Raw genomic sequence first — 24,944 nt, 5'->3', positions numbered from 1 at the left:
TGAGGCCTATAAATTTTGTCTTGGATATTATATTGGTATAGATACCACAAAAAAGACAATGATTTTTAGGCGGTAAAAGAAGCATTGTCAATATTGAAACAAAATTCAATCAGGCCCTATATCAATTACTGTTTTGCTATTTCTCAACTTAGGCCCGCACCTCAAACCTCTTACCCCGCACCTCCTCAAATATAAACCGTCCCAAACTTCTGTTTCACATCGGCCACTACTTTTTTAACGTTCTGTTCCTGGTCTTTCGGGCAAATCAGCAAGGTGTTGTTGGCTTCAACCACAATGTAATCGTTCAAACCCTGGATGATGACCAATTTCTCGTCCGGCACGTTGACCATACAATTGGAAGAATCGTAAAGGATCACCTTTTCTGAAGGAATAGCTGCGTTTCCCTGTTCATCTTTTTCGGCCAATTGGTAAACGGAAGCCCAGGTTCCCAAATCCGACCAGCCAAACTCCGAAGGGATCACATAAACATTGTCTGCTTTTTCCATAATGCCGTAATCAATCGAAATGTTGGTGCATTGCTGGTAAACCTGCGAAACATAAGCCTTTTCGTCCGCCGTGTTGTAAACCGAATTGGCTTCTTCAAAAATCTCGTTCATGTCCGGCAAATACTGCGCAAAAGCTTTGGTAATGGCTTTGGCGCTCCACACAAAAATGCCGGCGTTCCATAAAAAGTCACCGCTTTGGATAAACGTTGTGGCAATGTCCAGCGTTGGTTTTTCGGTAAAGGTTTTTACCTTGTAAAAAGCGTTGTCCAACGCTTCTTCTGTGTATTGGATGTAGCCGTAGCCCGTGTCCGGCCGCGAAGGTTTGATGCCCAACGTAATCAAACTCTGGTGTTTTTCGGCAGTTTCCAAAGATTGGTTGATGGTTTTTACAAAGCCGGCTTCGTCCATAATCAAATGATCTGAAGGCGCAACTGTAATCACCGCATCCTCGTTTCCGTTCAGGATTTTGAAGCAGCCGTAAGCCACGCATGGCGCGGTGTTGCGCATCACGGGCTCGCCTAAAATCTGGCTGTACTCCATGTCCGGCAATTGCGTTTTTACCAGCTCAATATAAATGTCGTTCGTTACGACGTAGATGTTTTCTTTCGGGCAGATTTTTAAAAAACGGTCATACGTATGTTGGATCAGGGTTTTTCCTGTTCCTAAAATATCAATAAATTGTTTGGGATAAGAAGTCCTGCTGATTGGCCAGAAACGGCTGCCAATGCCACCCGCCATGATGATGGCATAATAATTCTTATTCATAGAAGTTAATCTTAGTGAGTGTAAATTTTTGGTGTGAAGATGTGAAAAATAGTTGGATTAGCTGGTATTTGCACCAAACCGTTTACGTGTATATAAAGCAAAAAGATCATCATTTAAACGTATAAGTTTACAAATGGTGCTTTTTTTATTGCATAAAAAAGTTAAATTCGCATACGATTTTTCTTTCAATTAAAAGGTTTTAAATTGAAAGTTAATAAAAAAATAATTTTAATGGAGACAATGACAGAGGCAAAAAAATCGCTTTTTGACAATTTACAAAGTTTTTTTGGTTTTAATAATTTCAAAGGCGATCAGGAAATAATTATAGAAAACATACTGGCAGACAAAGATACGTTTGTAATCATGCCAACCGGCGGCGGCAAATCCATGTGTTACCAGTTGCCGGCTTTAATGAGCGAAGGCACGGCAATCGTTATTTCGCCGCTGATTGCGCTCATGAAAAACCAGGTTGACCAGTTGCGGGCTTTTGGAGGTTCGGACAGTACGGCGCATTTCCTCAACTCCTCTTTAAACAAAACAGAAATTGCAAGGGTAAAAGAAGACGTAATCACCGGCAAAACAAAGCTGCTGTATGTTGCGCCGGAATCCCTGACCAAGCAGGAAAACGTAGATTTTTTGCAACTGGTGAAAATCTCGTTCGTGGCGGTTGACGAAGCGCATTGTATTTCGGAATGGGGGCATGATTTCCGGCCGGAATACCGAAAGATCCGCCAGGTGATCAGTAACATTGGCGATAATATCCCGATCATCGCCTTAACCGCAACCGCAACGCCAAAAGTGCAGCAGGACATCCAAAAGAACCTGCAAATGAACAACGCGCTTTTGTATAAATCGTCCTTCAACCGCACCAACTTATATTATGAAGTGCGTGCCAAACGAAACGTATTGAAAGAAATCGTTCGTTTTGTAAAGCAGCACCAAGGAAAATCGGGCATTGTTTATTGCCTCAGCCGTAAAAAAGTAGAAGAAGTTGCCGAAGCTTTAAATTTAAACGGAATAAAAGCTTTGCCTTATCACGCGGGTTTAGACCCGAAAGTTCGTGCGGACACACAAGATAAATTCTTGATGGAAGATGTGGACGTGATTGTGGCCACGATTGCCTTCGGGATGGGGATTGACAAACCGGATGTCCGTTACGTCATCCACCACGACGTGCCAAAAAGCATGGAAGGTTATTACCAGGAAACCGGCCGCGCAGGCCGCGATGGCGGCGAAGGAATTTGTCTGTCTTTTTACTCGGAAAAAGATATTGACAAGCTGCAAAAGTTTATGAAAGACAAGCCTGTGGCCGAACGTGAAATCGGCACACAGATTTTGAAAGAAGTGATTGATTACGCCGAATCTGCCGTTTGCCGTAGGAAGCAAATTTTGCATTATTTTGGCGAGAACTTCGATGCGAAAGACTGCCACGACATGTGCGACAATTGCCGCGCACAAAAGGAGTTTTTTAATGTAGAAGAACCGTTGCTGAAAGCTTTAAACCTGATTGTGAAGCTGGGCGAAAAGTTTGACGACCATCATATCATCAGTGTTTTGATGGGCGTTGATAATCCGCAGATCCACAACTACGAGCATCATCTATTGCCGGAATTTGGTTCGGGTGTGAAAGAAGGCGAAAACCTGTGGAAATCGCTGATGCGGCAGGCGTTGCTCAACAATTTCCTGGCAAAAGATATTGATTATTACGGTTTGTTAAGGCTGACAGAAAGCGGCAAAGAATATTTGACAGACCCATACGAACAAAAATGGGTATTGAACCGGCCGATGGGTGCCACAGATGACGATACTGCGGAAGATGATACGCCGCAAAGTTCAGGCGTTTTAGACACGCAATTGCTGCAAATGCTGAAAGAGCTTTGCAAAAAAGTGGCCAAGCAAAAAAACGTACCGCCATTTGTTGTTTTTCAGGATCCTTCCTTAGAAGAAATGTGTTTGCATTATCCAATCAATATGGATGAATTGAAACAAATTTCGGGTGTTGGCGCTGGCAAGGCTTTAAAATTTGGCGCGCCTTTTATTGCACTGATTAAAAAATATGTAGAAGAAAACGATATTGACCGCCCGGTTGATTTGGTGATCAAAAGCGCTGCCAATAAATCGGCCATCAAAGTTTCCATCATCCAAAACATTGACCGCCATATTGCTTTAGAAGATATTGCTTCTTCCAAAGGTTTATCGTACGAAGATATTTTGCGCGAGATCGAATCCATCGTCAACTCGGGAACCAAACTCAATTTAAGTTATTATATTGATGATTTGATTGACGAAGACCGCCAGGAAGAAGTGTTCGATTATTTCCGTTCTGCAGAAGCCGATTCGATTGAAAATGCTTTAAAAGAATTAGGTTCTGATGATTACACGCACGAAGAACTGCAGTTGATGCGCATCAAGTTTATGTCGGAATTAGGAAATTAACACGGATAAAAGAAGCATTGGATTTATTTTCAATGCTTCTTTTATGCCTGTAAAATCTGTCTTCTAACATTTAAAATCAACCACCAATTTTATACCGGTAAAAGAAGTATTGTTTAAAACGATACAATTTTAAACTCCGTTCTTCTGTTTCGGCTTCGGCCTTCATCGGTTGTGTTTGGGACAACCGGTTGCATCGCGCCGTAACCTTTAAATGTTAATCTTTCGGTGGCCACTTTATTGGCAATCAAATATTGCTGAACAGCTTTTGCGCGGTTTTCGGATAAGGTTTGGTTTGATTTTGCATCGCCAACATTGTCCGTAAAGCCTGAAATTTCAATTGTTACTTTCGGATTTAAACTCATAAAACTGATCAACTTGTTTAATTCAGTTTTTGATTCCGGTTTCAATTCTGATTTATTCGTATCGAAAAAGATATTTCGCAACACCGATTTATTTCCAACTTCAATCGCCTGCAAAGCCACATCAATGTTGTAAGGTTTCCCAACTTTCTGGTTGGCCAACGAGAAATTTTCCGAATAAAACAAATAACCCGGACGCGAAATATTCAAACCATAATCTTTTCCTATCGGTAAAGTTGCCAAAAATTGTTCCTGGTTTAAAGCGTTTACATTTTGGAAAATTGTTTGGTTGGTTTTCAAATCTATAATTTGTACATCGGCATCAATCGCCTGTTTGCTTTTGGCATCTTTTACGGTTCCTTTTACATACGTTACCACATTTGGCCGCAGTTTTTCGGGCATTTCAAACGTATAAATATCATAACCGCCGGCACCTTTTAAATTGTTGGAGGAGAAAAAAGCATACGAACCATTGGCCGTAAGCGTTAAGCCGTTTTCATCGCCGCTGGAATTGATGGGATAACCTAGGTTTTCCGGCTTTTGCCATTTGCCGTCTTTGCCTTTCCGGCTCAAAAACAAATCTTTACTGCCCAAGCCCGGCCAGCCGTTGGAGGAAAAATACAAAGTTTGGTCGTCCGGGTGGATAAAAGGCGATTGCTCATCGTAAGGCGTGTTGATGTTTGGGCCGAGGTTTTCCGGTTCGCTCCAGCCTTTTTCGGTGATGGTGGATTTCCAAATATCGTAACCGCCGTAACCGCCTTTTCTTAGGCTCACAAAATACAATGTTTTGCCGTCGGCACTAATGGAAGGTTGTGATTCCCAGCCCGGCGTGTTAATCGGGCCGCCCAGGTTAAACGGTTTGTCCCAATCGGTACTGTTTTTATGGGATAAAAATATGTCGCATCTGCCTAAACCATCGGGACGGTTGCAACCGGTGAAGAATAAATATTGGCCGTCTTGCGTGAGCGATTGCGCACCTTCGTTAAATTCCGGCGTGTTGATTTTGGCACTCAGGCCAACCGCGTTTGTCCATTTTCCGTTTAGTTTTTTGCTCTGGTAAAAATCTTCGTTGTTGCCAATTTTCCGCGTAAAAATGATCGTGCTTTCATCCGCAGTAACGTTTGGCAGATATTCATCCGCGCTGGTGTTGATGGAAGTGCCCAAATTGATAGGCTTAAAATCCACCGGATGCTGCACGGCCTGTACACTAAAGTCGCAATCCACAATGAGTTTCTGCGCCGTTGCGCGGTCTTTCGGCTGGATCTCGTTAAACGTTAAATATTTCTGCAATGCTTCTTTTGCCTCGGCATATTTGCCCAGCATGATATTTACGTTGCCTAAATTCAAATAAACCGCCCGGTTAAAATTGGGGTTGAGGGCAATGGTTTTGAGGTACTGGACCGAAGCTTCGGGATATTGATGTGTGTACAAATAAACGCTTCCTAACTGATAATGCGCATCGGTAAATTCATCATCGGCAGCGATGGCTTGTTTAAGTAGATCAGCGGCCTTTTCGTATTGCTGGTAATTAATACTTTCATTAGCCAGCACATAAAATTTAATAGCTTCTTTATTATTGGTAGCATATTGCCGCTGTGCAAAAGCACAAAAAGGAAGGCATAAAAGAAGTATCAATAGGTATCGCATAACAGAAGTTTATACGAAACCAAGTTAAAAACATATTAAGGAATGTTCAAATATTTATGCGTTTGCAGCGAAACTTCCCATTTTGGGTTTTGCATCACGTAATCCACAATCAGCGGCGTAACCAAAGCAGCTTTAGACCATTCGGGCTGCAGGTACAGTTTGCAATCTGCAGCAACCAGTTCGGCGTGTTCTTCGGCCCATTTAAAATCTGATTTATTAAAAACGATCACTTTCAATTCATCCGCAGCAGCTAAAACCGAAGGCGTTGGCGCTTTAAATTTTTTGGGCGAAAGGCAAATCCAATCCCAAGAACCGGAAAGCGGATAGGCGCCGGAAGTTTCGATAAACGTTTTAATGCCTCTTTTTTGCAGTTTGGAAGTGAGGTAATCCAAATTATACATCAACGGTTCTCCGCCGGTTATCACCACTGCTTTTGCCGGATGTTTGGCCGCATTTTCTACAATCAAATCAACTGAAGTTAAAGGATGTTGTTGGGCGTCCCAGCTTTCCTTTACATCGCACCACGGGCAACCTACATCGCAGCCGCCCAAACGGATAAAATAAGCGGCCTTTCCGGTGTTAAAGCCTTCACCCTGAATGGTATAAAATTCTTCCATTAAAGGAAGCATCGTCTCGCTGGCCGGTTTTGTTAAAGTCATTATCACCATGCAAATATAAACATTAGGACTGCAACGGTTTTAAGCGATGCAGTTTTCAGACATTATGTTTACTTTACCGCCGCAAAATCAGTATCATTAATCCAAATTAAATTCCACGTGAACAAACTTTACTTTACTGTACTGATGCTTCTTTTATCGGTGTTTTTTTCGTGCGCCAATGTAGAAGAGCATTATGTTTTTCAAAAAAACGGTTCCTGCAAAATCAATTATGTTTTTAATTTGGGCAAGGCGGTTTCGGTGCTTTCCAATTTGCTGCCGGATTCTGTCCGTCAGTCGCCTTCGTATTTAATGCCGAAAGATACGGCCGTTAATTTTTACAGTGATTTAACCGAAGCTGAACGTAAAAAATTAAACAACGAACAGGTTGATTTGTCGCGGGCAACTTTGTTGCACCTCAAGTTAAACCTGAAAAATAAACAAATGCTGGCCAGCGTGCAGTACGAAGCAAAGAGCCCGAAAGAGGTAAAATATTTTTTAACGCACATTTCAAACATTGCCCAGCAACAAAAATTAGGGCAATTGATCAGTGATCCGCAGGTGATACAAGCCAGTTCGGGCAGCGGTGGAATGGGCATCAACGAAGATTATTTTAACTACGATATCAGTACCAAACATTTTTCCAGAAAAGTGGATACCGTAAAGTTTAGAAAGTATTTTAAACAGAACGAAGCCATGTATAACATGGCCAAAGCCGCGCTGATTGACATGCCGTATTCGGTGATCATGCACTTTCCGCGGCCTGTCAAAAAAACCGGAAATGCAAAAGCCAAATTATCGCCCGATAAAAAGCAGTTAACGTTAAGCAGCAATTTTGAAGAGATTGTAAAAATGCCGCAGTTGATGAACCTGAAAATAGAATACTGATGCCGGAATGGATAAAAGTTGCCGAAAATATGCCAGTAAAAGAAGCATCTATCCGAAAGCTGAAAGCAAATGGCCGTGATATTTGTCTGGTGGTTTTCGAGGGAAAATATTATGCAGTTTCGGCTAAATGCCCACATGCCGGAGGCGAACTGGCAGGCGGTTGGTGCAAAAACGGAAGCGTTGTTTGTCCGCTTCACCGTTACGAATATAATTTAGAAACCGGGCGGGGCGCGGCCGGTCAAGGTGATTATATTGATACTTTTCCGGTTAAAGTTCGGGCAGACGGCGTTTTTGTACAGGTTAAAAAGAAGTGGCGTTTGTTTTAGGTTTTTGCTGTCATTTCACCGCTTTCGTCATGCCGATGCTTTTGTCATTCCGACCGAAGTGAGGAATCTTCTTTGAAGCGATAAATTACAAGTCGAAGAAACTAAATTTTAGGTGATAAAAGAAGCATAGCGGGTTGAAAGAAGATTTCTCCCTACGGTGCGAAATGACGGTAGAGACGTTACATGTAACGTCTCTACAGCAATCACCGTCGATAGTTCATCCCTGTTTTTGGCGGTACTTCTTTTACCACCTGTTTTTTCGGTTTGAAAGCATTGAAACTGGGCTGTACAATTTTGATGCTTTGTTTGGAAAGGTCAATACTCGCGTTCAGTTCAAAACCCAATAAAATAATCAGCGAGTTGAGGTAAAGCCAGATCATCGTTACAATCAGCGTTCCGATCGAGCCGTAGATTTTATTGTACGAAGAGAAATGGTTGATGTAAAAACTAAAACCCAGCGACGTTAAAACAGCAAGCGTGGTAGCCAGAATAGAACCCGCGCTGAAAAATTTCCAGCGGCGAGTATGGACCGGCGCATATCGGTACAAAATAGAAACCGTTACCAAAAACAGCAGGATTACGATTGTCCAGCGAATCAGCACAAAAAGCGAAACCCAAAGAATATCGCTTCTGTTTCCGTGCACTTGGTTGCGGGTAAAACCGATAAACTTTTGTCCGAAAATCAGGATGGTAATTCCTGCCAAAAACGAAATCAGGATCAGCAAAGTCAAAACCAATGCAATCCATCGCCTGCGCAGCCAACTCCTGGTTTCGGTAGTCAACGCCGATTTATTAAAAGCCGCCATCAAATTACTGACGCCGTTGGTGGCAAAAAACACGGCCGACAGAAACCCGAACGACAACAATTGCCCGTTTTGGTTTTTGATAATGTCCACAATCGTTCCCTGGAAAGCCAGAAAAGTATTGGTGGGCATCACCGTTTCCAGAACCGACAGTAATTTATCTTGAAAATGTTTGATCGGGATGTAAGGGATTAAATTGAAAATAAAGATAATGCCTGGAAAAATGGCGAGCATCAGGTTGTAGGCCAGGCCGGATGCTTTGTTTACCAGTGATTCTTTTTTGATCTCCTCAAAGAAAAAAACAGCAATGGTATAAAGCGGCAACGAGTTAAAACCAGGCAAGATCAGTGCTTTTGTCCAGTTTAAAAAATAGTGGTAAAAATTAAAGCGGAGGAGAAATCTGTGCGGCCAGTGCATACTTTAAACCTATACGAAAAAGGGTTTCAGGCGGTTCAAAAAATCATCGGAAGGCAGGCAGGGCCGGTTGGTTTTGCGGTTGACAAAAACCAGCAGCGTTTCGCCGATATGGATCAGTTCTTCTTTTTCATTATACAGTTCGTATTTAAAATGGATGCGGACACCTGGCATTTTTTCCATGATCACTTTGATGCTGATTTCTTCATCGTACAAAGCCGGTTTCAGGTATTTGCAGTTCATTTCCACCACGGGCATAATAATTCCCGATGCTTCCATGCCGCTGTAAGTCATGCCCAAACTGCGCAGCATTTCTACCCGGCCAACTTCAAAGTATTCGGCATAATTGCCATAATACATATAGCCCATTTGGTCGGTTTCGCCGTAACGGACCCTGGTTTTAGTGGTGTGGGTAAACATCAGCGTTTGATATTGCGGTCGTTCAAAGCTTGTTGAAACTTGCGCGCATTAATTAAATGATCGGCCTTGTTGGTGGCAAAATTGTGGTAGCCGGAAAAATCTTCTTTGGCGCACATGTAAATGTAATCGTGCTTTTTGTAGTTCAATACTGCTTTTACCGCATTGATAGATGGCATCATGATTGGCCCGGGCGGCAAACCGGTAAACATATAGGTGTTGTAAGGCGAATTGAAAACCAAGTATCGGTTTAATACTCTTTTTATGGTGAAATCTTTGATGGCGTAGATGACGGTTGGGTCGGCCTCCAGTTTCATGCCGCGGTTTAAACGGTTGAGGTACAAGCCGGCAATCGTTGGCATTTCGTTATCGTGCAAAGCTTCGGCATCCACAATAGAAGCTAAAATGCTAACTTGTATCGGCGTTAAATCAATGGCTTTGGCCTGTTCTTTCCGCTCCGGTGTCCAGAATTTCTGGTATTCATCGTTCATCCGCGTAAAAAACTTTTCGGCCGAACCGTTCCAGTACATGGTGTAGGAATTGGGCATAAACATTACGTAAACGTTTTCGGGCGTAAAACCAAACGTTTTGAGGTAAGCCGCCGAATCTAGCAAATGGATGATGGAAGCAGAATCTGCCTCCAGTTTTTTACCGATCATCCCGGCAAAAGTCTCTTTCAAACGCACGTTTTGGAAAGCTAATTTTACCGGTTCCTGTTCGCCCAAAGCCAGCATCCGGATGAATTTTTTATTGCCCATGCCATCGTGCAAACGGTATTTGCCAGGCTTCACGCGGTTTTCGTATTTTTCGCTGTAAGCTACTTGTACAAAAGAAGTTGTATCTTTTACAATTCCTTTTTCTTTGATCGTTTTCAAAACATCGGTAAAGCCGGAACCTGTTTTGATGTACAAATACTCCTGATTGTCAGTTACGTTTGGCCCGTAATATTTCCAGTAATAATTAAAGCCGGTAAAGGCCAGCAGCAGTAAAAGCAGGATTCCAAGCGCAATCAAAAACTTGCGGAGCAAATGCGGTTTCTGGTCGTTTTTTTCAGACATAACAATAGATATTAACGGATTTTGTGCAAAGCCAGCAGGCCGCCTTTCAGGTTGCGCACGTTTTTGAAACCTTGCGCGCGCAGCAATTGTTGGCCGGTTTCGCTGCGTAAACCCATTTTGCAAATAACAATTATTTCTTCGTTTTGATGATAAGGCAACGTGCTGGCAGCGGCATTTAGTTTACTTAACGGAATGTTGACGCCACCGATATTAAAGGTGGCAAACTCTATCGGTTCGCGCACGTCAATCAGGTTCAGTTGTCCGCCGTTTTGCAAACGTTTTAACAATTCCTCCGCCCCGATATCTTCCGCCTCCATCATTATTAATTATGGTGTTGTTGATGTTGCCGGTGTTGCTGCGCCTTGCGTAACTGTTAAGTTGATGCGTGTGCCGATGCTGGTTTTTGTGGTCGAATCTGTTTTCATTGGCTGCTGCGATTTCACCACCACTTTGGTCGAGTCGGTAATCGTTCCTTCGTAAGTAATGTTTCCAATCGTTAATCCCGATTGGCTGATCACAAATTTTGCCGCATCCAGTTCCTGATTGGTCAAATCCGGAATATCCACTTCGCTGGCGCCTTTGCCATCGCCCAAAACCAAATCAATGCGCGAACCTTTGGGCAGTTTTGCACCGGCTTTGATAATTTCTCCCGCAAAACGGACTTCCAAAACGCGGTTTAAAGCAATGTCAGAACGATAAGTGGTATCGCCCAGCTTTAAACCAAAATTGATAAGCGTGGCGGTTGCTTCGCGAAAAGTAGTGTTTTCCAGGTTTGGCAAGCTGATATTTGGCGCCAGTTTAGTAATCACGGTAAGGTAGATCGTCCGGTTTTCTTTAACGTTTGTATTTGGGTCGGGGTCTTGCTGTACCACCGTTCCGGGATCACGATCGGGCAAATAAACCGAATCAATTTTGTACCGGAAACCCTGCTGGTCCAACAAAGCCGTTGCGCGGTCAATCTGCATGTCCATCAGTTTCGGAACCGGGATACCGCTGCCGTGGCGCGTGTAATAATTTAAGCTGAAAGCGGCAACCAGCACCACAAACAATACGGCAAAAGCTGCAATGAGCAGGTTGATGAAAAAGGTTTTACTTTTGATGTATTCGAAAAAAGAACTCATTTACAAGCAGTTGTAAGCATTTAGGATGTTGGGATTGACCGCTCCAAACATAATCAAAACCCGCTAAATTTTAGGTATTGATTGCTGATCTTGTAAATTCCTTTTTGACCCTGCAAATGCTGGTTGAGGTGCTTCTTTTACCCACCTTTTTTTTGATAAACTTCATTCTGAAAATTCCTCAATCCTGAAAATTCTGGTAAAGATTATTGTTGTAGATACTTCTTTTACCCACCTTTTTTTGACCAATAATAATTCCGTAAATTCTTAAATCCTAAAAATTCTGGTCAAAGACAATTATTGCAGATACTTCTTTTACACACCTTTTTTTGACCAATAATAATTCCGTAAATTCTTAAATCCTAAAAATTCTGGTCACCTTTGAATTATGACTCCCAAAAACATCGCCCTGCTGGCCGGAGGTTATACCGGCGAATACGAAGTTTCCATCAACAGCGCCCGCAACATTGCCACCGAACTGAACCCCGAAAAATACAAGGTGTACACCATTTTGGTAACCCGCCAAAACTGGTTCTACGTTTCTGCTGATGGCGAAAATATTGCGGTTGACAAAAACGATTTCAGCCTGACCATTGCCGGGGAAAAGATCAGGTTTGATGCCGCTTTTATCACCATCCACGGTACGCCGGGCGAAGACGGCAAAATGCAGGGCTATTTGGATATGATCGGCATCCCGTACAACAACTGCGATGCGGCAACTTCGGCCATCACCATGAACAAAGCGTACACCAAATCGGTGGTCAAAGGCATTCCGGATTTGTATGTGGCCGGTTCGGTACAGGTTTTCCGGCAGCAAAAAGAAGCGGTGGCAGATCAAATTCAGCATCTGAAATTTCCTTTGTTTATCAAACCCAACAACGGAGGCAGCAGCGTGGGCATGAGCAAAGTGAACGTAAAAGAAGCCTTGCCCGAAGCGTTGGAAAAAGCTTTTGCCGAAGACGAACAGGTTTTGGTAGAAGAATTTATCCGAGGCCGGGAATTTAGCATCGGCATCGTGAAGTTTGGAAATGAAATAACGGTTTTGCCGGCGACAGAAATTATTAGTTCGAAAGAGTTTTTTGATTATGAAGCCAAATACACGCCCGGTGTTTCGCAGGAAATTACGCCGGCCAGTTTGAGTTCCGCGCAAATCTTCCGCATAAAAAGCATTGTAAAAGAAGCATACCGATTACTAAACTGCAAAGGCATGACACGCGTTGATTTTATTTTGCAGGAAGAAACGGACGACTTCTATTTTATCGAGATCAACACTACGCCGGGGCAATCGGCCAATAGTTTGGTCCCGCAGCAAGTCCGCGCCGCCGGTTTAAATTTAAGCGAGTTTTACGGGAGGTTGATTGAGGAAAGTTTGAGGTGAAAGGTAGGAAGGTGAAAGGATAAAGGTTGAAAAGCTAAAGAACTTGCATCACCTTTTACCTTTCAACCCTTTACCTTTCACCTTATATTGTATATTTCTCAATCATTTCCTGGCTTACTTTGGCCGCGCGGCCGGTGGCGATGTCAATCAAAATATAATCAAACCAGCCATCGCAGCATGTTTTTTTGGTTTTTTGGTTGATGATCTCGAACTGCACGCGGCAGCCTTTATCTTCAAAACTTTCCAAGCCGGTACGCACAACAAAAGTATCGCCCAAAGTTAGCGCGCGTTTGTAATCCACATAAGCTGTGCGCACCACCCAGCCGAAACCCTGCTGCATAAAAGTTTCCATCGGCATGTTGTAAAAGCGCTCCATCTGGTCATAACGGGCAGCCAATACATAATCAAAATATTTGCTGTTGTGCACGTGTTGGAACATGTCAATGTCGTCCGGCCTCACCTTAAACTCGCTTTCAAAAATGCTGTAGGGGATGTTCATGTTTGGTTTTAACAATAAAAAAGCCAAGATGCGGGAAAAAGGTTAATAAAATTCATTGATGCAAAGCACAATGCGTATTTAATACAAACACATCAAATCGACCTAATAAAATTTAATTAATATTTTTTTATTGGGAATGTATTTGGATCAGCTTGTATAGTGAGATAAATAGTATCCGCATAAGTACTGGGAGGAATATTATCGGTTCTTCTTCTATAATAAGTTACATCAGGTGAAGAAGCTATGAGGTCAATCGAATGATAAACATTGCAAACAGTACGCAATAGCACGGTTGTATCTTTGTTTGTTCCATACACTTGCTCTATATGGCCATCAATATTATCAAAAACTTTTAAAGGTGGGAAAGGATTATTAGTTAATATTACCCTTGCTTTTAACACGCTAGTTTTATCTAAAATAAAATCTTTGCCTGTATAATTACCTTTACTTAATTGGTATTCAAAGTCAGTATTTTGATTACGGGCACGAACATACATTCCTTTTGGAAAGTTGCACACAAGATGTAAAGAGTTTAAATTTTTAGGTTTAAAGTTTAAATGATAATAACCATTGTCATCAGTTCTTGTAGAATCTACAACTGAATTAAAATGGCAAGCGAAGTTTTCGCATACATTATCATAAACATATACTGATAAATTCTTTACAGGCTTCTGCAATATTTCGTCAAAAGCTTTTCCACTAACAATAACCCTTTCAGCAGAATCATCTTTTTTACAATTAATTAAGAGCAAAATAATCATGCTTAGTAAAACTAAAATTTTTCTCTTTTTCATTTGACTTTTCTTAAATGTTACCGCTGGAAATATTGTTAATATCATTATCCTTCAAAACCTCGCTACCCAAACCAGAAAGGAAGTTAATTGAAATAATGATTTCTGCCTGCTTGCAGTTTTTTCAAAAACATTGCTGGAGTTTATGAATAAAAACCCATTGGTCTTTCTTTGAAAGCTTTTTTACTTCAGTAAGCAGTTCGTGTTTGTTTAGTGAAGCTGACATATTTTATTTATAATTGGGTTATGTTTCCAAATGTATGATGACTATAAAAGCCAATAATATTTTTTCAAATTACAACTTACATTTAGCTGTAGAAATGAAAATATTTGTTCCGGTTTTATCTGTTTTTTGAGTCAAAAAAAGTTCATCATACATTTAGAAACACAACCATAATTGTTAACATTAAAGTTATGAAAATAAATCAAATTGAAAATTTCAATTGAAGCCGAAAAGGAATAACATTCTCCATCATCCAATCACCCCCAATTCCTTACCAACTTTTGTAAACGCCGTAATCGCTTTATCCAAATGTTCCTGCTCGTGCGCGGCCGAAATTTGTACGCGGATACGTGCTTTTCCCTGCGGCACCACCGGATAATAAAAACCGATGACGTAAATGCCTTCTTCGAGCATCCGGGCCGCAAAATCCTGGGAAAGTTTGGCGTCGTACAACATTACCGGCACAATTGGGTGGATGCCCGGCTTAATATCAAAACCGGCAGCCGTCATTTGCTCCCTGAAATATTTGGTGTTGTTTTCCAGCTTGTCGCGCAGTTCGGTGGTTTCGCGCAGCATATCTAATACTTTAATAGAAGCACCGGTAATGGCCGGGGCAAGCGTGTTGGAAAAAAGATAAGGACGGGAACGCTGGCGCAACAGATCAATAATTTCTTTATGCCCGGAAGTAAAACCGCCGGAAGCGCCGCCCAATGCTTTGCCCAACGTGCCGGTAATGATGTCAACGCGGCCCATCACGTGGTGGTGTTCGTGCGTGCCGCGACCGGTTTTGCCCATAAAACCTGAACAATGGCTTTCGTCAATCATCACCAAAGCCTGGTATTTATCGGCCAAGTCGCAAATTTTATCCAATTGGGCAATCGTGCCGTCCATGGAAAATGCGCCGTCGGTAACAATAATGCGGTGCCTTAAATCTTGCGTTGCTTTCAGTTTTTCTTCCAGGTCGGCCATGTCGTCGTGCTTGTAACGGTAGCGTTGCGCTTTGCACAACCGCACGCCGTCAATGATGGAAGCATGGTTCAGCTCGTCAGAAATGATCGCGTCCTGCTCGTTAAACAACGGTTCGAAAACGCCTCCATTGGCATCAAAAGCGGCGGCATACAAAATGGTATCTTCCGTTCCTAAAAACTCCGACAGCTTATTTTCGAGTTCTTTGTGGATGTCCTGCGTGCCGCAAATAAAACGGACCGAAGACAGGCCGTAGCCATGCGCATCAACCGCTTGTTTTGCAGCTTCCATTACTTTTGGGTTGGAAGACAAGCCGAGGTAATTGTTTGCGCAAAAGTTGATCACCTGTTTGCCACCCTGCACCGTAATTTCCGCGCCCTGCGGCGAAGTGATGACCCGTTCTTTTTTATATAAACCTGCTTTTTCAATTTCGGCAAGTTCGTTTTCTAATACGTTTTTTAATGTTTGATACATAATGGTTTGAATTTTATATGTGGATTGATTCCGGCGGTTTAAAAATCTCAATGCTTCTTTTATCGCCTAAATTTCATTATTTTTAGCTGAAAGCTGACTGCTGACAGCTAATAGCTATCCTATAAGTTGTTTGGATAAATGTGTAATCATTTCAGTTGTAATCTGAGATAAATCAAACTTGGGTTTCCAGCCCCAGTCTTTTTGTGCCGAAGTATCATCAATAGATTCAGGCCAGGAATCGGCAATCGCCTGACGGAAATCGGGTACAAAACCACATTGAAAATCGGGAAAAAGCAATTTGATATTTTCGTACAATTCCGCAGGCGTAAAGCTGGTTCCGGCCAGGTTATAGGAAGTCCTGACGCTGATCTGATCTGCCGGAGCTTCCATCAGTTCTATCGTAGCCCGCAAAACGTCTTCCATATAAATCATGGGCAAACGCGTGTTTTCCTGCAAATAGCAAGTGTAATTTTCGCCTGCAACCGCTTTGTGGTACATCTCCACGGCATAATCCGTAGTGCCGCCGCCGGGCAGCGATTGATAGCCGATGACGCCGGGATAGCGCAACGAACGTACATCAACTTGATAGCGTTTGTGATAATACAAACACCAGTTTTCGGCCGCAACTTTGCTGATCCCATAAACCGTAGTTGGGTCTAAATAAGCTTGTTGCGGAGTGAATTGATGCGGCGCACTTTCGCCAAAAACTGCAATAGAACTCGGTATAAATACTTTTTTTAGGTTTAAATTTCTTGCCGCTTCCAGCACGTTCAGCAACGTTTGCATGTTGATTTCCCAGGCTTGCAAGGGGTTGGCTTCCCCTTTTGCTGATAAAACCGCCGCGAGATGGTAAACCTGTGTGATGTTATGCTTTTTAATCAACGCCTGCAAAGCGGTTGGCTGTGTGGCATCCAGCGTTTCAAAAACTGATTTTGGCGGGTTTGTTGCCTGCAAATCGGAAGCAATAACCCCGTCTTCGCCATAAATTTCCTGTAGTTTGGGCAGCAAGGCCGTGCCAATTTGCCCGTTGGCACCGATAACCAGTATTTTTTCTTTGTTCATCATTTTTGGAAGAAAAATTTCCACGAAGATAAAAACAAGAAACCGGATTAGGGATGTTGTTGATAAAGGCTTAAAATTGGGATACTTCTTTTATCGGGTAAAATTTGGTGTGCGGATTACGGATGTTGTTGGAACTTGGCAACAATTGGCAATGCTTCTTTTACCGGGTAAAATTTGGTGTTTTCTTTTTTGGAAAGATAGGTTAAAGGTTTAAATAAGCAGGGTTAGAAACTTGTAACTAAAATACCGAATTGTGAATTTGTACTAACATGGCTTTTTGTTTTTTATAAAAATCAATCCAAGATAAGCAATATTAGATGTTTACCTTGCCCTCAATTTAACCAACTTGGATTCCAAAATAAAATGTAGCGCAATAACAATCAGCGAAAGCCATTCGCCCCAAAGCAGCGTTAACGGTTTCAGTACCAAAGAAAGCAGCAGGAACACCACCGTCAGCACCGACATAATGATACTTTTTATCCTGTCTTTTTTATTGTGGAACAATCCAATTACCAAAGCATTTCCAAAGAAAAATATACTTGCAAAAGTGTAATGCAAAAAAGTAAAATCCCGGGAAGGGAAACAAATTACGCCAAACAAACTTACACCCAAAACAACATTGTACCATTTGCCTTTGCTGTTTACTTTCAACGTATATTCATTTTTAAAATAGATGGCACCGTTAAAAATAAACAACATGGCGGCAATGCAAAGCAGCATCCCAAAAAGGTAACTGTTGTAACTGTAAACATAATCACTGATGCTTAACCGAAAGCCTAAACGGTCTTTTTTGATGTGCCTGACAGAATCTTGCACCATTGCCGGTATCGAATCTTTGAGCATATCAATGCCGGTCAATTTCACTTTCTGCGGATAAACAATTTCATGGTCGCTCAGCCTTAAAATTGCAGGTACAACCATACAAACGATGGCAATCAGGATTTGGTAAAGCCGAAAAGTTTTAAGCGGGTCTTCCAAACGTTTTTTTATGTTTTGGGCGAAAGTCATGGTCAAATAGTTTAGAATTCAGATGCTTCTTTTACCGGTATAAAATTGGTGGTTTGTAATTGTTGGGTTGAAAATAAATTATGCAAGTACAAGTTGCAAGTTTGGGTTTGTTTGTAAGTTTTTTAAAAACAAGAAGAGAAACTTTAAGCCCGAAAATCCGTAACCGGGAAGTTTAAATGGCAAGCCTCTCATTTAATAATAGCCATGCCAGCCGAATTTATTTTTTTCTAATATAAAACAAGTATCTTGACCCATATGAAAAGACTTGTACTTTCTTTTGTTTTCATTTTAATATCTTACAGTGGCTTTTGCCAGTTTGCGGATTCTTTGCAGGTCAACGCAGGTTCCATCGGCACGGTTGCCAAAGATGGTTATCAGCCTTTGTGGCTGGTTGCCAACCGTTGGGGCGCCATAACCGATCAGCAGTACGATGCTTCCACTTACATTGGCTTTAACAATACGCATGTTTTTGGCAAAAAGTATGTCAGCAAATCTAATTTAACCAACATCGAACAACCTTTGTTTTATGTAAAATACGGAGCCAACATCATTAATAACAATCGTTTTCAAAATGTTATTTTTCAGGAAGGATACGTAAAAGCAGGCTATAAACATTTGGAAATCAGGTACGGGAGGTTTAAGGATATTCCGGGGGAATCGGACAAAAATTTGTCCAGCGGATCGTTGGGCGTGAGCGGAAATGCGCTGCCGATCCCCAAAATCGGCATTGCTTTAACCGATTATGTAAACGTGCCTTTTACCAACGGCTGGCTGCAAATAAAAGGGCAGTTGAGCCACGGCTGGCTTGGCCGCGACCGTTACCTGGATTCTTATTATCACGAAAAAACCTTGTACCTGCGTGCCGGAAAAAGAAAATTTAAGTTTTTTGCCGGCTTGCAGCATTACGTGGAGTGGGGCGGAAAGCGGGACGGCATCCAGTTAGACCGGTCTTTTAAAGGATATTTAAACGTGTTTTTCTCCACAACCAACGCCGATGATGGTTCTGGCTTCGATCCGAATGCTGCCAAATATGCCGCTTACCATGCAGGCGACCAACGCGGCGTATTGGAATTTGGGTTTGATTTGGAAACAGAAAAAAACCTGCTGCATTTTTATCACCAAACTCCTTTTGACGACACCTGGGGCGTAGATGTTCGGAATGTTGACAACCTTTCCGGTTTAAGCATCACGCCAAAAAAAGAAGGATCGTTCGTCAAAAAATTATTGTTCGAGTTTATTTACACCAAAACCGCCGACAGTTATGCGCCGCCCGAGAACCGCCAGGCTTATTACAACAACGGTTATTACCGAACGGGCTGGGAATATGATGGCCAAATTGTAGGCACGCCGCTTTTTATCAACCGAACAAGAGGCCAGGATTACACCTATTTTCAGCAAAGAGGCATCAAGCCTTTTGATTGGAGCAACAACAATATTCCGGGCAACAACAACATCATTTACAACCAAATTGTGGGCGGGCATATTGGCTTGTCGCTTCAATTCAGCAATAAATTATCCGGGAAAACTTTGCTGACTTATACCAGCGGCCAGTTTCAAAACAACGGCCCCAACTTAGGCCAGTTTTACAGTTTGCAGGAAATGTATTACCGTGTTTCTAAAAGTTTAAAAGTTTCGGCCGGTTTTGCTTTGGATGCCGGAGATTTTAGCCACAATGTTGGCGGTTTGGTGGGTGTGCATTGGCAGTTTCGGAATGATGGGCAGTTTAAATTTTGATTAGCTTGATTTGATACGTGAGATTTGTTGATGGTTTATGAATGCTTCTTTTAAAGGGTAAAATTTGGTTGCTGTTTAAATTAGGTTTTATTATGAATGCCTTAAAATCCAATTCTTACAATAACAAATATAAAGTTAGACAATAAAAAAGCCCGCAATCCAAAGATTACGGGCTTCGTTTATCCCAATAAATTTCGAATCAACCTACCAAATCCGAATCCGGTCTTCCGGTTTCTTGTACAATTTATCACCGGGTTTTACATCGAACGCCGTGTACCAGGCATCCATGTTTACAGGCGCGCCAATGGCACGGAACTGCTCCGGCGAATGTGGGTCAACTACCACTTGTTGTGCGGCCGATTCCGGTAAAATTTTTCCTCGCCAAACTTGTGCCCAGGAAAGGAAGAAACGTTGATCGGGTGTAAAGCCGTCAATTTTTTCATTGCCCTGGCCTTGCTTAGTCAGTTTAAAAGCCGTGTAAGCTACGTTTAAGCCGCCCAAATCGCCAATGTTTTCGCCCAAAGTCAGTCTTCCGTTTAAGTGGATGCTGTCTAAAATGGTGTAATCGCTGAACTGCTTGGCCAACGCGGCTGTTTTGGCGTCAAACTTTTTGCGGTCTTCGGCGGTCCACCAGTTGCGCAACGTGCCGTCTTTATCGTACTGGCTCCCCTGGTCGTCAAAACCGTGCGACATTTCGTGGCCGATTACCGCACCAATTCCACCATAGTTTACGGCATCATCTGCTTTTGGGTCGAAGAAAGGAAACTGTAAAATCCCAGCCGGGAAAACGATTTCGTTCATCACTGGGTTGTAGTAAGCGTTGACTGTCGGCGGCGTCATTCCCCAACGGCTACGGTCAACCGGTTTGCCTAAAAAGCCGATCATTTCGTTATAGTCCCAAATGTCAGAGTTTTTTACATTCTGAAAAAACGTATTTCTGTTGACTACCAGTCCACTATAGTTTTTCCATTTGTCCGGGTAACCGATTTTAGGCGTAAAAGCATGCAGTTTTTCGATTGCTTTTTTCTTGGTTACGTCGCTCATCCAATCCAATTTATTGATGCGGATTTCAAAAGCTTTGCGCAGGTTGGCCACCAGTTCCGTCATCCTTGCTTTCGCTTCCGGCGTAAAATATTCTTTTACATACAGTTGTCCCAGCAATTCGCCAATGGCGCCATCTGTTAAAGATGACATCCGTTGCCATCTTGGTGTTTGTACTTTTTGGCCAGACAATACCTGGCTAAAAGCAAATTGAGCCTTAACAAAAGGGGAACTTAAGTAAGAGGCAGAACCTTTCAATGTATTCCATTGCAAATAAGTTTTCCAATCGTTTAAAGGTGTGGCTTTTAATAAAGCATCTTCATCGGTAAAAAATTTCGGGTTATTAACCACAATAGAATCCTGGCCTTTCACTTTCATTTTGGCCATCAAATCGTTCCAGTTTAAATCGGGCGTGGTTTGGCTGAAACCCGAAACGGCAAATTTATTGTAGGTTTTTTGCGGGTCGCGCATTTCAACACGGCTCATTTGTGCGGTTGCCAATGCTTTTTCGATACCAAAAATAGTTTCGGCATTTTTTTGGGCCGTTGCCTGGTCGGTTCCGGTCAACGTAAATAAGGTAACAATGTAATTTTTGTACGCCGACTGGATTTTTTGCGTGCGGGCATCGTTTTTCAAGTAGTAATCGCGGTCGGGCAAAGAGGTGCCGCCCTGGCTCAAATGCACAATCATCTTGTTTACATTTTTGCTGTCCTGACCCACATAAAAACCAAACAGCGGCGAAGCAATGCCGGTAGTACGCATCACGGCCACTTCATTTAAAACCCCGTTCAAGTCTGTAATCCGGCTGATTTTATCCAGTTCCGGTTTGATAGGCGTGTAGCCCAATTTTTCGATGGTTACGCTGTCCATCGCGGCAGCATAAAAATCGCCAACGCGTTTTTCGATGGAACCCGGTGCTGCGTTTTTATCGGCTTCTGCTTTGTTTAGCAGTGTTTTAACGGCATTGATGTTGAAATCGCGCAGCACGTTAAAACTTCCCCAACGGGTTTCCTTGGCCGGGATTTCGTTGTTTTTAAGCCAGGTGCCGTTGGCGTATTCAAAAAAATTGTCGCCCGGTTTTACAGCCAAATCCATGTTGGCACGGTCAATAAACTTTTTTGGCGGAACCGGTTTTCCGCCTTTTACCGGCTCGCCGTTTCCGGCCATGGCACCGATAGAAAACAAAACGGCACTGGTAATGGCCAATCCTGAGTACTTCAAATTCATCTTTAAAAATTTAGTTTCTGTTTTAATTAAATGTTAAATATACGGCATAAAAAAGGTTGATAAAAGAAGTATTTGCAAATTTCGGATGCTTCTTTTATCGGCATAAAATTGGTGTTGATTTCTTAACCCGTTAAATTACAGCAGCTTTTGACTTTTCTTCAAGTGTTGCCATCAAATTAAACATTTCAACAAGCTTTCCTTTTAATTGTAAAGATATTGTTATCCGTAAAAGCTTGTTAAATTTTGTTTTCCGGATGCTTCTTTTATCGGTGTTTTTTTATCCAACCACTTTCTTCAAAAATCAGCCTTAAAGCCTATTTTTGATAAAATAATTTACCCTGATTTTTATATTGTGCAAATCCCAACAAAATATAACCCGAAAGAAACCGAAAATAAATGGTACCAGTATTGGATGGAACACGGCTTTTTTAAGTCCGTTCCTGATGGCCGCGAACCTTATACCATCGTCATCCCGCCGCCAAACGTAACCGGCGTTTTGCATATGGGCCACATGCTCAACAATACCATTCAGGATGTTTTGATCAGAAGGGCGCGGATGCAGGGCAAAAATGCGTGTTGGGTTCCGGGGACAGACCATGCTTCCATCGCTACCGAAGCGAAAGTTGTGGCCATGCTGAAAGAACGTGGCATCGCCAAAAAAGACCTCACCCGCGCAGAGTTTCTGGATTATGCTTGGGAATGGAAGGAGAAATACGGCGGTATTATTTTGGAACAATTAAAAAAATTAGGCGCCAGTTGCGATTGGGACCGGACGCGTTTTACCATGGACCCAGAAATGAGCGAAGGCGTAATTGACACTTTTATCCACCTGTACAAAAAAGGCTGGATTTACCGCGGTGTACGCATGGTCAATTGGGACCCACAAGGAAAAACGGCTGTTTCTGATGAAGAAGTGATCCGCAAAGAAGTGAACCAGAAGTTGTATTATATTAGTTATGAGGTAGTTGAGTCGGAAAGTCAGAAAGACGGAAAGACCGAAAGCCAGAAAGATGCAGCGACGGAAAGTGAACTTTCGGACTTTCGGACTTCCCAGCTTCCCGACTTCCTCACCGTTGCCACCACCCGCCCCGAAACCATTATGGCCGATGCGGCGATTTGCATCAACCCAAATGATGAACGCTATGCTTCTTTTATCGGCAAAAAAGTGGTGATCCCGTTGATTAATCGGGAAATCCCCATTATCACCGATGAATACGTGGAGATGGAATTTGGGACTGGTTGTTTAAAAGTTACGCCAGCACACGATTTGAACGATTACAACCTCGGCCTGAAACACCATTTGCCAGTGATAGATATTTTAAACGATGACGGAACGCTGAACGAAAAAGCGGAAATTTTAGTCGGCAAAGACCGTTTTACTGCGCGAAAAGAAATCGCCAAGGTTTTAGAAGAAGCCGGAGCACTGGAAAAAGTAGAAGAATACAAATCGCAAATTGGTTTTTCGGAACGGACGGATGCCGTAATCGAACCCAAACTTTCCATGCAATGGTTTTGCAAAATGGAAGAAATGGCCGGGCCGGCTTTGGATTGTGTTTTAAACGGAGAAGTAAAACTCATTCCAGATAAATTCATCAATACCTACAAGTATTGGATGGAAAACGTGAAAGATTGGTGCATCAGCCGGCAATTGTGGTGGGGCCAGCAGATCCCGGCCTGGTACTTGCCAAACGGACAATTTGTGGTGGCCAAAACCCGCGAAGAAGCTTTGGAGGAAGTCCGAAAGTTAGGAAGTCGGGAAGACCGGAAGACAGAAAGACCCGAAGGCTGGAAGGCTGATAGTCCTCTTTCTGACTTTCCAACTTTCGGACTTTCCGACTTAACTCAGGATGAAGATGTAGTTGATACCTGGTTTTCTTCATGGCTTTGGCCGATTTCTGTTTTCGACTCCCAATTTTTTAGTGGTAAAAACAGCATGGGCAATGCCGATCTACAATATTATTATCCAACCAATGATTTGGTAACTGCGCCCGAAATCCTGTTTTTCTGGGTAGCGCGGATGATCATGGCCGGATATGAATTTAAGCACGAAGCACCTTTTAAAAATGTTTATTTAACGGGAATTGTACGCGATAAATTGGGTCGAAAAATGTCTAAATCTTTAGGCAATTCTCCTGACCCACTGGACTTAATTGAGAAATATGGTGCCGACGGTGTTCGTGTTGGGATGCTTTTTTCTTCTCCGGCCGGAAACGATTTGATGTTTGATGAAAGTCATTGTGAGCAGGGAAGAAATTTCGCCAACAAAATCTGGAACGCTTTTCGGTTGGTAAAAGGCTGGGAAGTTGATGCACAATTGTCCAATCCAAATCAAACTGCGATTGCTTGGTTCCAAAGTCGTTTTAACCAGGCTTTAACGGAGATTGATGAAAACTTTAAACAATACCGTTTATCGGAAGCGTTGATAACAACGTACAAGTTGGTCTGGGACGATTTCTGCGCCTGGTACTTGGAAATGGTAAAACCGGTTTATCAGCAGCCAATTGATGCTTCAACTTATAAAGCAACCGTTGGTTTTTTTGAAAATATTTTAAAGATTGTCCATCCTTTTATGCCTTTTTTGACCGAAGAATTATGGCATGATGAATTGTTTGGAGAACGCGCTGAATTGGATTGTTGCATTGTGGCACAACAACCAAAAATCGGAGAAATCAATTTAAAATTGCTCAATGAAATTAGTACGATAAAAGAAGTAGTATCCGAAATCAGGAATACGCGCAACGTAAAACAGATTTCTCCGAAAGAAGCTTTGCCATTGGCTATCAAATCCAATTTTGAAATTTATTATCCAACTTATGTTCCGATTTTATCCAAATTGGGGAATCTAAGTGAAGTTACTTTTATCCAAGATAAGCTTGCTGGTGCCGCCAATTTTATTGCCGGAACAGATGAATTTTTTATCGAACTTTCCAATCAAATTGATGCAGCAGCAGAACGTGAACGTATCCAAAAAGAACTGGCTTACTTGCAAGGTTTCCTAAAATCGGTAACATCCAAGTTAAGCAACGAACGTTTTGTGCAAAATGCCAAAGCCGAAATTGTAGCCAACGAGCAACAGAAAAAAGCCGATGCCGAAGCCAAAATTAAAATGCTGGAAGAAGGTTTGGCGGGATTGGTATAGTGATTGTTT

The 24,944-nt window shown here is 42.3% G+C and carries 20 protein-coding genes; 6 read left to right on the top strand and 14 right to left on the bottom strand.

What is annotated here, in order from left to right:
• Nucleotides 1–185 precede the first annotated feature (185 nt).
• Nucleotides 186–1,271 (bottom strand): mannose-1-phosphate guanylyltransferase, encoded by a 1,086-nt coding sequence (locus tag V5804_RS13740; protein WP_369591969.1) that lies wholly within the window; start codon nucleotides 1,269–1,271, stop codon nucleotides 186–188.
• 240 nt (nucleotides 1,272–1,511) lie between these two features.
• On the opposite strand from V5804_RS13740, the gene recQ reads away from it, so the two are divergent.
• Nucleotides 1,512–3,707 (top strand): DNA helicase RecQ, encoded by a 2,196-nt coding sequence (gene recQ / locus V5804_RS13735; RefSeq protein ID WP_369591971.1) that lies wholly within the window; start codon nucleotides 1,512–1,514, stop codon nucleotides 3,705–3,707.
• A gap of 113 nt (nucleotides 3,708–3,820) precedes the next feature.
• Here the strand turns inward: recQ and V5804_RS13730 are convergent, their stop codons facing one another.
• Both V5804_RS13730 and V5804_RS13725 read right to left on the bottom strand, forming a co-directional pair.
• Nucleotides 3,821–5,713, bottom strand: a complete 1,893-nt coding sequence (locus V5804_RS13730; RefSeq protein ID WP_369591968.1) for an OmpA family protein — start codon at nucleotides 5,711–5,713, stop codon at nucleotides 3,821–3,823.
• A gap of 35 nt (nucleotides 5,714–5,748) precedes the next feature.
• On the bottom strand, nucleotides 5,749–6,372 hold the full coding sequence (locus V5804_RS13725) for a 7-carboxy-7-deazaguanine synthase QueE (RefSeq protein ID WP_369591967.1): 624 nt from the start codon (nucleotides 6,370–6,372) through the stop codon (nucleotides 5,749–5,751).
• Nucleotides 6,373–6,489: 117 nt separating this feature from the next.
• Here V5804_RS13725 and V5804_RS13720 point away from each other — a divergent pair, with 117 nt between their 5' ends.
• Both V5804_RS13720 and V5804_RS13715 read left to right on the top strand, forming a co-directional pair.
• Nucleotides 6,490–7,257 carry a hypothetical protein gene (locus V5804_RS13720; protein WP_369591966.1) on the top strand — a complete coding sequence of 256 codons (768 nt, stop codon included), beginning with the start codon at nucleotides 6,490–6,492 and terminating at the stop codon, nucleotides 7,255–7,257.
• A complete protein-coding gene (locus tag V5804_RS13715) occupies nucleotides 7,257–7,583 on the top strand; it encodes a Rieske (2Fe-2S) protein (RefSeq protein ID WP_369591965.1) in 327 nt (108 codons plus the stop codon). Before V5804_RS13720 ends, V5804_RS13715 begins: the two co-directional genes overlap by 1 nt.
• 203 nt (nucleotides 7,584–7,786) lie before the next feature.
• Here V5804_RS13715 and V5804_RS13710 read toward each other — a convergent pair whose 3' ends face one another.
• From V5804_RS13710 to V5804_RS13690, 5 genes are read right to left on the bottom strand one after another with little or no spacing between them, the layout of a single operon-like run.
• A complete protein-coding gene (locus V5804_RS13710) occupies nucleotides 7,787–8,803 on the bottom strand; it encodes a YihY/virulence factor BrkB family protein (RefSeq protein WP_369591964.1) in 1,017 nt (338 codons plus the stop codon).
• 9 nt (nucleotides 8,804–8,812) lie between these two features.
• Nucleotides 8,813–9,220 carry an acyl-CoA thioesterase gene (locus tag V5804_RS13705; protein WP_369591963.1) on the bottom strand — a complete coding sequence of 136 codons (408 nt, stop codon included), beginning with the start codon at nucleotides 9,218–9,220 and terminating at the stop codon, nucleotides 8,813–8,815.
• The gene (mltG, locus tag V5804_RS13700) at nucleotides 9,220–10,275 is read right to left on the bottom strand and encodes an endolytic transglycosylase MltG (protein ID WP_369591962.1); all 1,056 of its coding nucleotides are present in this window, start codon (nucleotides 10,273–10,275) and stop codon (nucleotides 9,220–9,222) included. The genes V5804_RS13705 and mltG overlap by 1 nt, the downstream gene beginning before the upstream one ends.
• A gap of 11 nt (nucleotides 10,276–10,286) precedes the next feature.
• On the bottom strand, nucleotides 10,287–10,595 hold the full coding sequence (locus V5804_RS13695) for a rhodanese-like domain-containing protein (RefSeq protein ID WP_369591961.1): 309 nt from the start codon (nucleotides 10,593–10,595) through the stop codon (nucleotides 10,287–10,289).
• 6 nt (nucleotides 10,596–10,601) lie between these two features.
• Nucleotides 10,602–11,396: a PASTA domain-containing protein gene (locus V5804_RS13690; RefSeq protein WP_369591960.1), complete on the bottom strand. Its 795-nt coding sequence runs from the start codon at nucleotides 11,394–11,396 to the stop codon at nucleotides 10,602–10,604.
• 385 nt (nucleotides 11,397–11,781) lie between these two features.
• Between V5804_RS13690 and V5804_RS13685 the strand changes: the two genes are divergently transcribed.
• Nucleotides 11,782–12,771, top strand: a complete 990-nt coding sequence (locus V5804_RS13685) for a D-alanine--D-alanine ligase (protein ID WP_369591959.1) — start codon at nucleotides 11,782–11,784, stop codon at nucleotides 12,769–12,771.
• An 82-nt stretch (nucleotides 12,772–12,853) separates the two neighbouring features.
• Here the strand turns inward: V5804_RS13685 and V5804_RS13680 are convergent, their stop codons facing one another.
• The 5 genes from V5804_RS13680 to V5804_RS13660 form a co-directional block, all read right to left on the bottom strand.
• Nucleotides 12,854–13,270 (bottom strand): acyl-CoA thioesterase, encoded by a 417-nt coding sequence (locus V5804_RS13680; RefSeq protein ID WP_369591958.1) that lies wholly within the window; start codon nucleotides 13,268–13,270, stop codon nucleotides 12,854–12,856.
• Between the two features lie 116 nt (nucleotides 13,271–13,386).
• Nucleotides 13,387–14,064, bottom strand: coding sequence for a hypothetical protein (locus V5804_RS13675; protein WP_369591957.1), 678 nt, complete (start codon nucleotides 14,062–14,064; stop codon nucleotides 13,387–13,389).
• 469 nt (nucleotides 14,065–14,533) lie between these two features.
• Entirely contained in the window at nucleotides 14,534–15,724 is a 1,191-nt protein-coding gene (gene kbl, locus V5804_RS13670) for a glycine C-acetyltransferase (RefSeq protein WP_369591956.1), read from the bottom strand.
• A 114-nt stretch (nucleotides 15,725–15,838) separates the two neighbouring features.
• Nucleotides 15,839–16,789 (bottom strand): NAD-dependent epimerase/dehydratase family protein, encoded by a 951-nt coding sequence (locus V5804_RS13665; RefSeq protein WP_369591955.1) that lies wholly within the window; start codon nucleotides 16,787–16,789, stop codon nucleotides 15,839–15,841.
• Between the two features lie 318 nt (nucleotides 16,790–17,107).
• Complete coding sequence (locus tag V5804_RS13660; RefSeq protein ID WP_369591954.1) at nucleotides 17,108–17,794, bottom strand: hypothetical protein; 687 nt, start codon at nucleotides 17,792–17,794, stop codon at nucleotides 17,108–17,110.
• 255 nt (nucleotides 17,795–18,049) lie between these two features.
• On the opposite strand from V5804_RS13660, the gene V5804_RS13655 reads away from it, so the two are divergent.
• Nucleotides 18,050–19,528 carry a capsule assembly Wzi family protein gene (locus V5804_RS13655; protein WP_369591953.1) on the top strand — a complete coding sequence of 493 codons (1,479 nt, stop codon included), beginning with the start codon at nucleotides 18,050–18,052 and terminating at the stop codon, nucleotides 19,526–19,528.
• 204 nt (nucleotides 19,529–19,732) lie between these two features.
• Here V5804_RS13655 and V5804_RS13650 read toward each other — a convergent pair whose 3' ends face one another.
• Nucleotides 19,733–21,736, bottom strand: a complete 2,004-nt coding sequence (locus tag V5804_RS13650; protein ID WP_369591970.1) for a M13 family metallopeptidase — start codon at nucleotides 21,734–21,736, stop codon at nucleotides 19,733–19,735.
• A 412-nt stretch (nucleotides 21,737–22,148) separates the two neighbouring features.
• On the opposite strand from V5804_RS13650, the gene V5804_RS13645 reads away from it, so the two are divergent.
• Nucleotides 22,149–24,935: a valine--tRNA ligase gene (locus V5804_RS13645; protein ID WP_369591952.1), complete on the top strand. Its 2,787-nt coding sequence runs from the start codon at nucleotides 22,149–22,151 to the stop codon at nucleotides 24,933–24,935.
• The last annotated feature ends 9 nt before the right edge of the window (nucleotides 24,936–24,944 follow it).

This window comes from Mucilaginibacter sp. (genome assembly GCF_041088075.1).
GTDB lineage: Bacteria > Bacteroidota > Bacteroidia > Sphingobacteriales > Sphingobacteriaceae > Mucilaginibacter_A.
This window is presented reverse-complemented; position numbering and strand designations above follow the sequence as displayed.

What these genes read in the sequence shown, in the direction of transcription:
- V5804_RS13685 (WP_369591959.1), top strand. Translation starts at nt 11,782, where the DNA reads ATGACTCCCAAAAACATCGCCCTGCTGGCCGGAGGTTATACCGGCGAA.
- V5804_RS13710 (WP_369591964.1), bottom strand. Translation starts at nt 8,803, where the DNA reads ATGCACTGGCCGCACAGATTTCTCCTCCGCTTTAATTTTTACCACTAT.
- V5804_RS13650 (WP_369591970.1), bottom strand. Translation starts at nt 21,736, where the DNA reads ATGGCCGGAAACGGCGAGCCGGTAAAAGGCGGAAAACCGGTTCCGCCA.
- V5804_RS13680 (WP_369591958.1), bottom strand. Translation starts at nt 13,270, where the DNA reads ATGAACATCCCCTACAGCATTTTTGAAAGCGAGTTTAAGGTGAGGCCG.
- V5804_RS13740 (WP_369591969.1), bottom strand. Translation starts at nt 1,271, where the DNA reads ATGAATAAGAATTATTATGCCATCATCATGGCGGGTGGCATTGGCAGC.
- V5804_RS13715 (WP_369591965.1), top strand. Translation starts at nt 7,257, where the DNA reads ATGCCGGAATGGATAAAAGTTGCCGAAAATATGCCAGTAAAAGAAGCA.
- V5804_RS13665 (WP_369591955.1), bottom strand. Translation starts at nt 16,789, where the DNA reads ATGATGAACAAAGAAAAAATACTGGTTATCGGTGCCAACGGGCAAATT.
- V5804_RS13695 (WP_369591961.1), bottom strand. Translation starts at nt 10,595, where the DNA reads ATGATGGAGGCGGAAGATATCGGGGCGGAGGAATTGTTAAAACGTTTG.
- V5804_RS13705 (WP_369591963.1), bottom strand. Translation starts at nt 9,220, where the DNA reads ATGTTTACCCACACCACTAAAACCAGGGTCCGTTACGGCGAAACCGAC.
- V5804_RS13725 (WP_369591967.1), bottom strand. Translation starts at nt 6,372, where the DNA reads ATGACTTTAACAAAACCGGCCAGCGAGACGATGCTTCCTTTAATGGAA.
- V5804_RS13655 (WP_369591953.1), top strand. Translation starts at nt 18,050, where the DNA reads ATGAAAAGACTTGTACTTTCTTTTGTTTTCATTTTAATATCTTACAGT.
- V5804_RS13675 (WP_369591957.1), bottom strand. Translation starts at nt 14,064, where the DNA reads ATGAAAAAGAGAAAAATTTTAGTTTTACTAAGCATGATTATTTTGCTC.
- kbl (WP_369591956.1), bottom strand. Translation starts at nt 15,724, where the DNA reads ATGTATCAAACATTAAAAAACGTATTAGAAAACGAACTTGCCGAAATT.
- recQ (WP_369591971.1), top strand. Translation starts at nt 1,512, where the DNA reads ATGACAGAGGCAAAAAAATCGCTTTTTGACAATTTACAAAGTTTTTTT.
- V5804_RS13730 (WP_369591968.1), bottom strand. Translation starts at nt 5,713, where the DNA reads ATGCGATACCTATTGATACTTCTTTTATGCCTTCCTTTTTGTGCTTTT.
- mltG (WP_369591962.1), bottom strand. Translation starts at nt 10,275, where the DNA reads ATGTCTGAAAAAAACGACCAGAAACCGCATTTGCTCCGCAAGTTTTTG.
- V5804_RS13690 (WP_369591960.1), bottom strand. Translation starts at nt 11,396, where the DNA reads ATGAGTTCTTTTTTCGAATACATCAAAAGTAAAACCTTTTTCATCAAC.
- V5804_RS13660 (WP_369591954.1), bottom strand. Translation starts at nt 17,794, where the DNA reads ATGACTTTCGCCCAAAACATAAAAAAACGTTTGGAAGACCCGCTTAAA.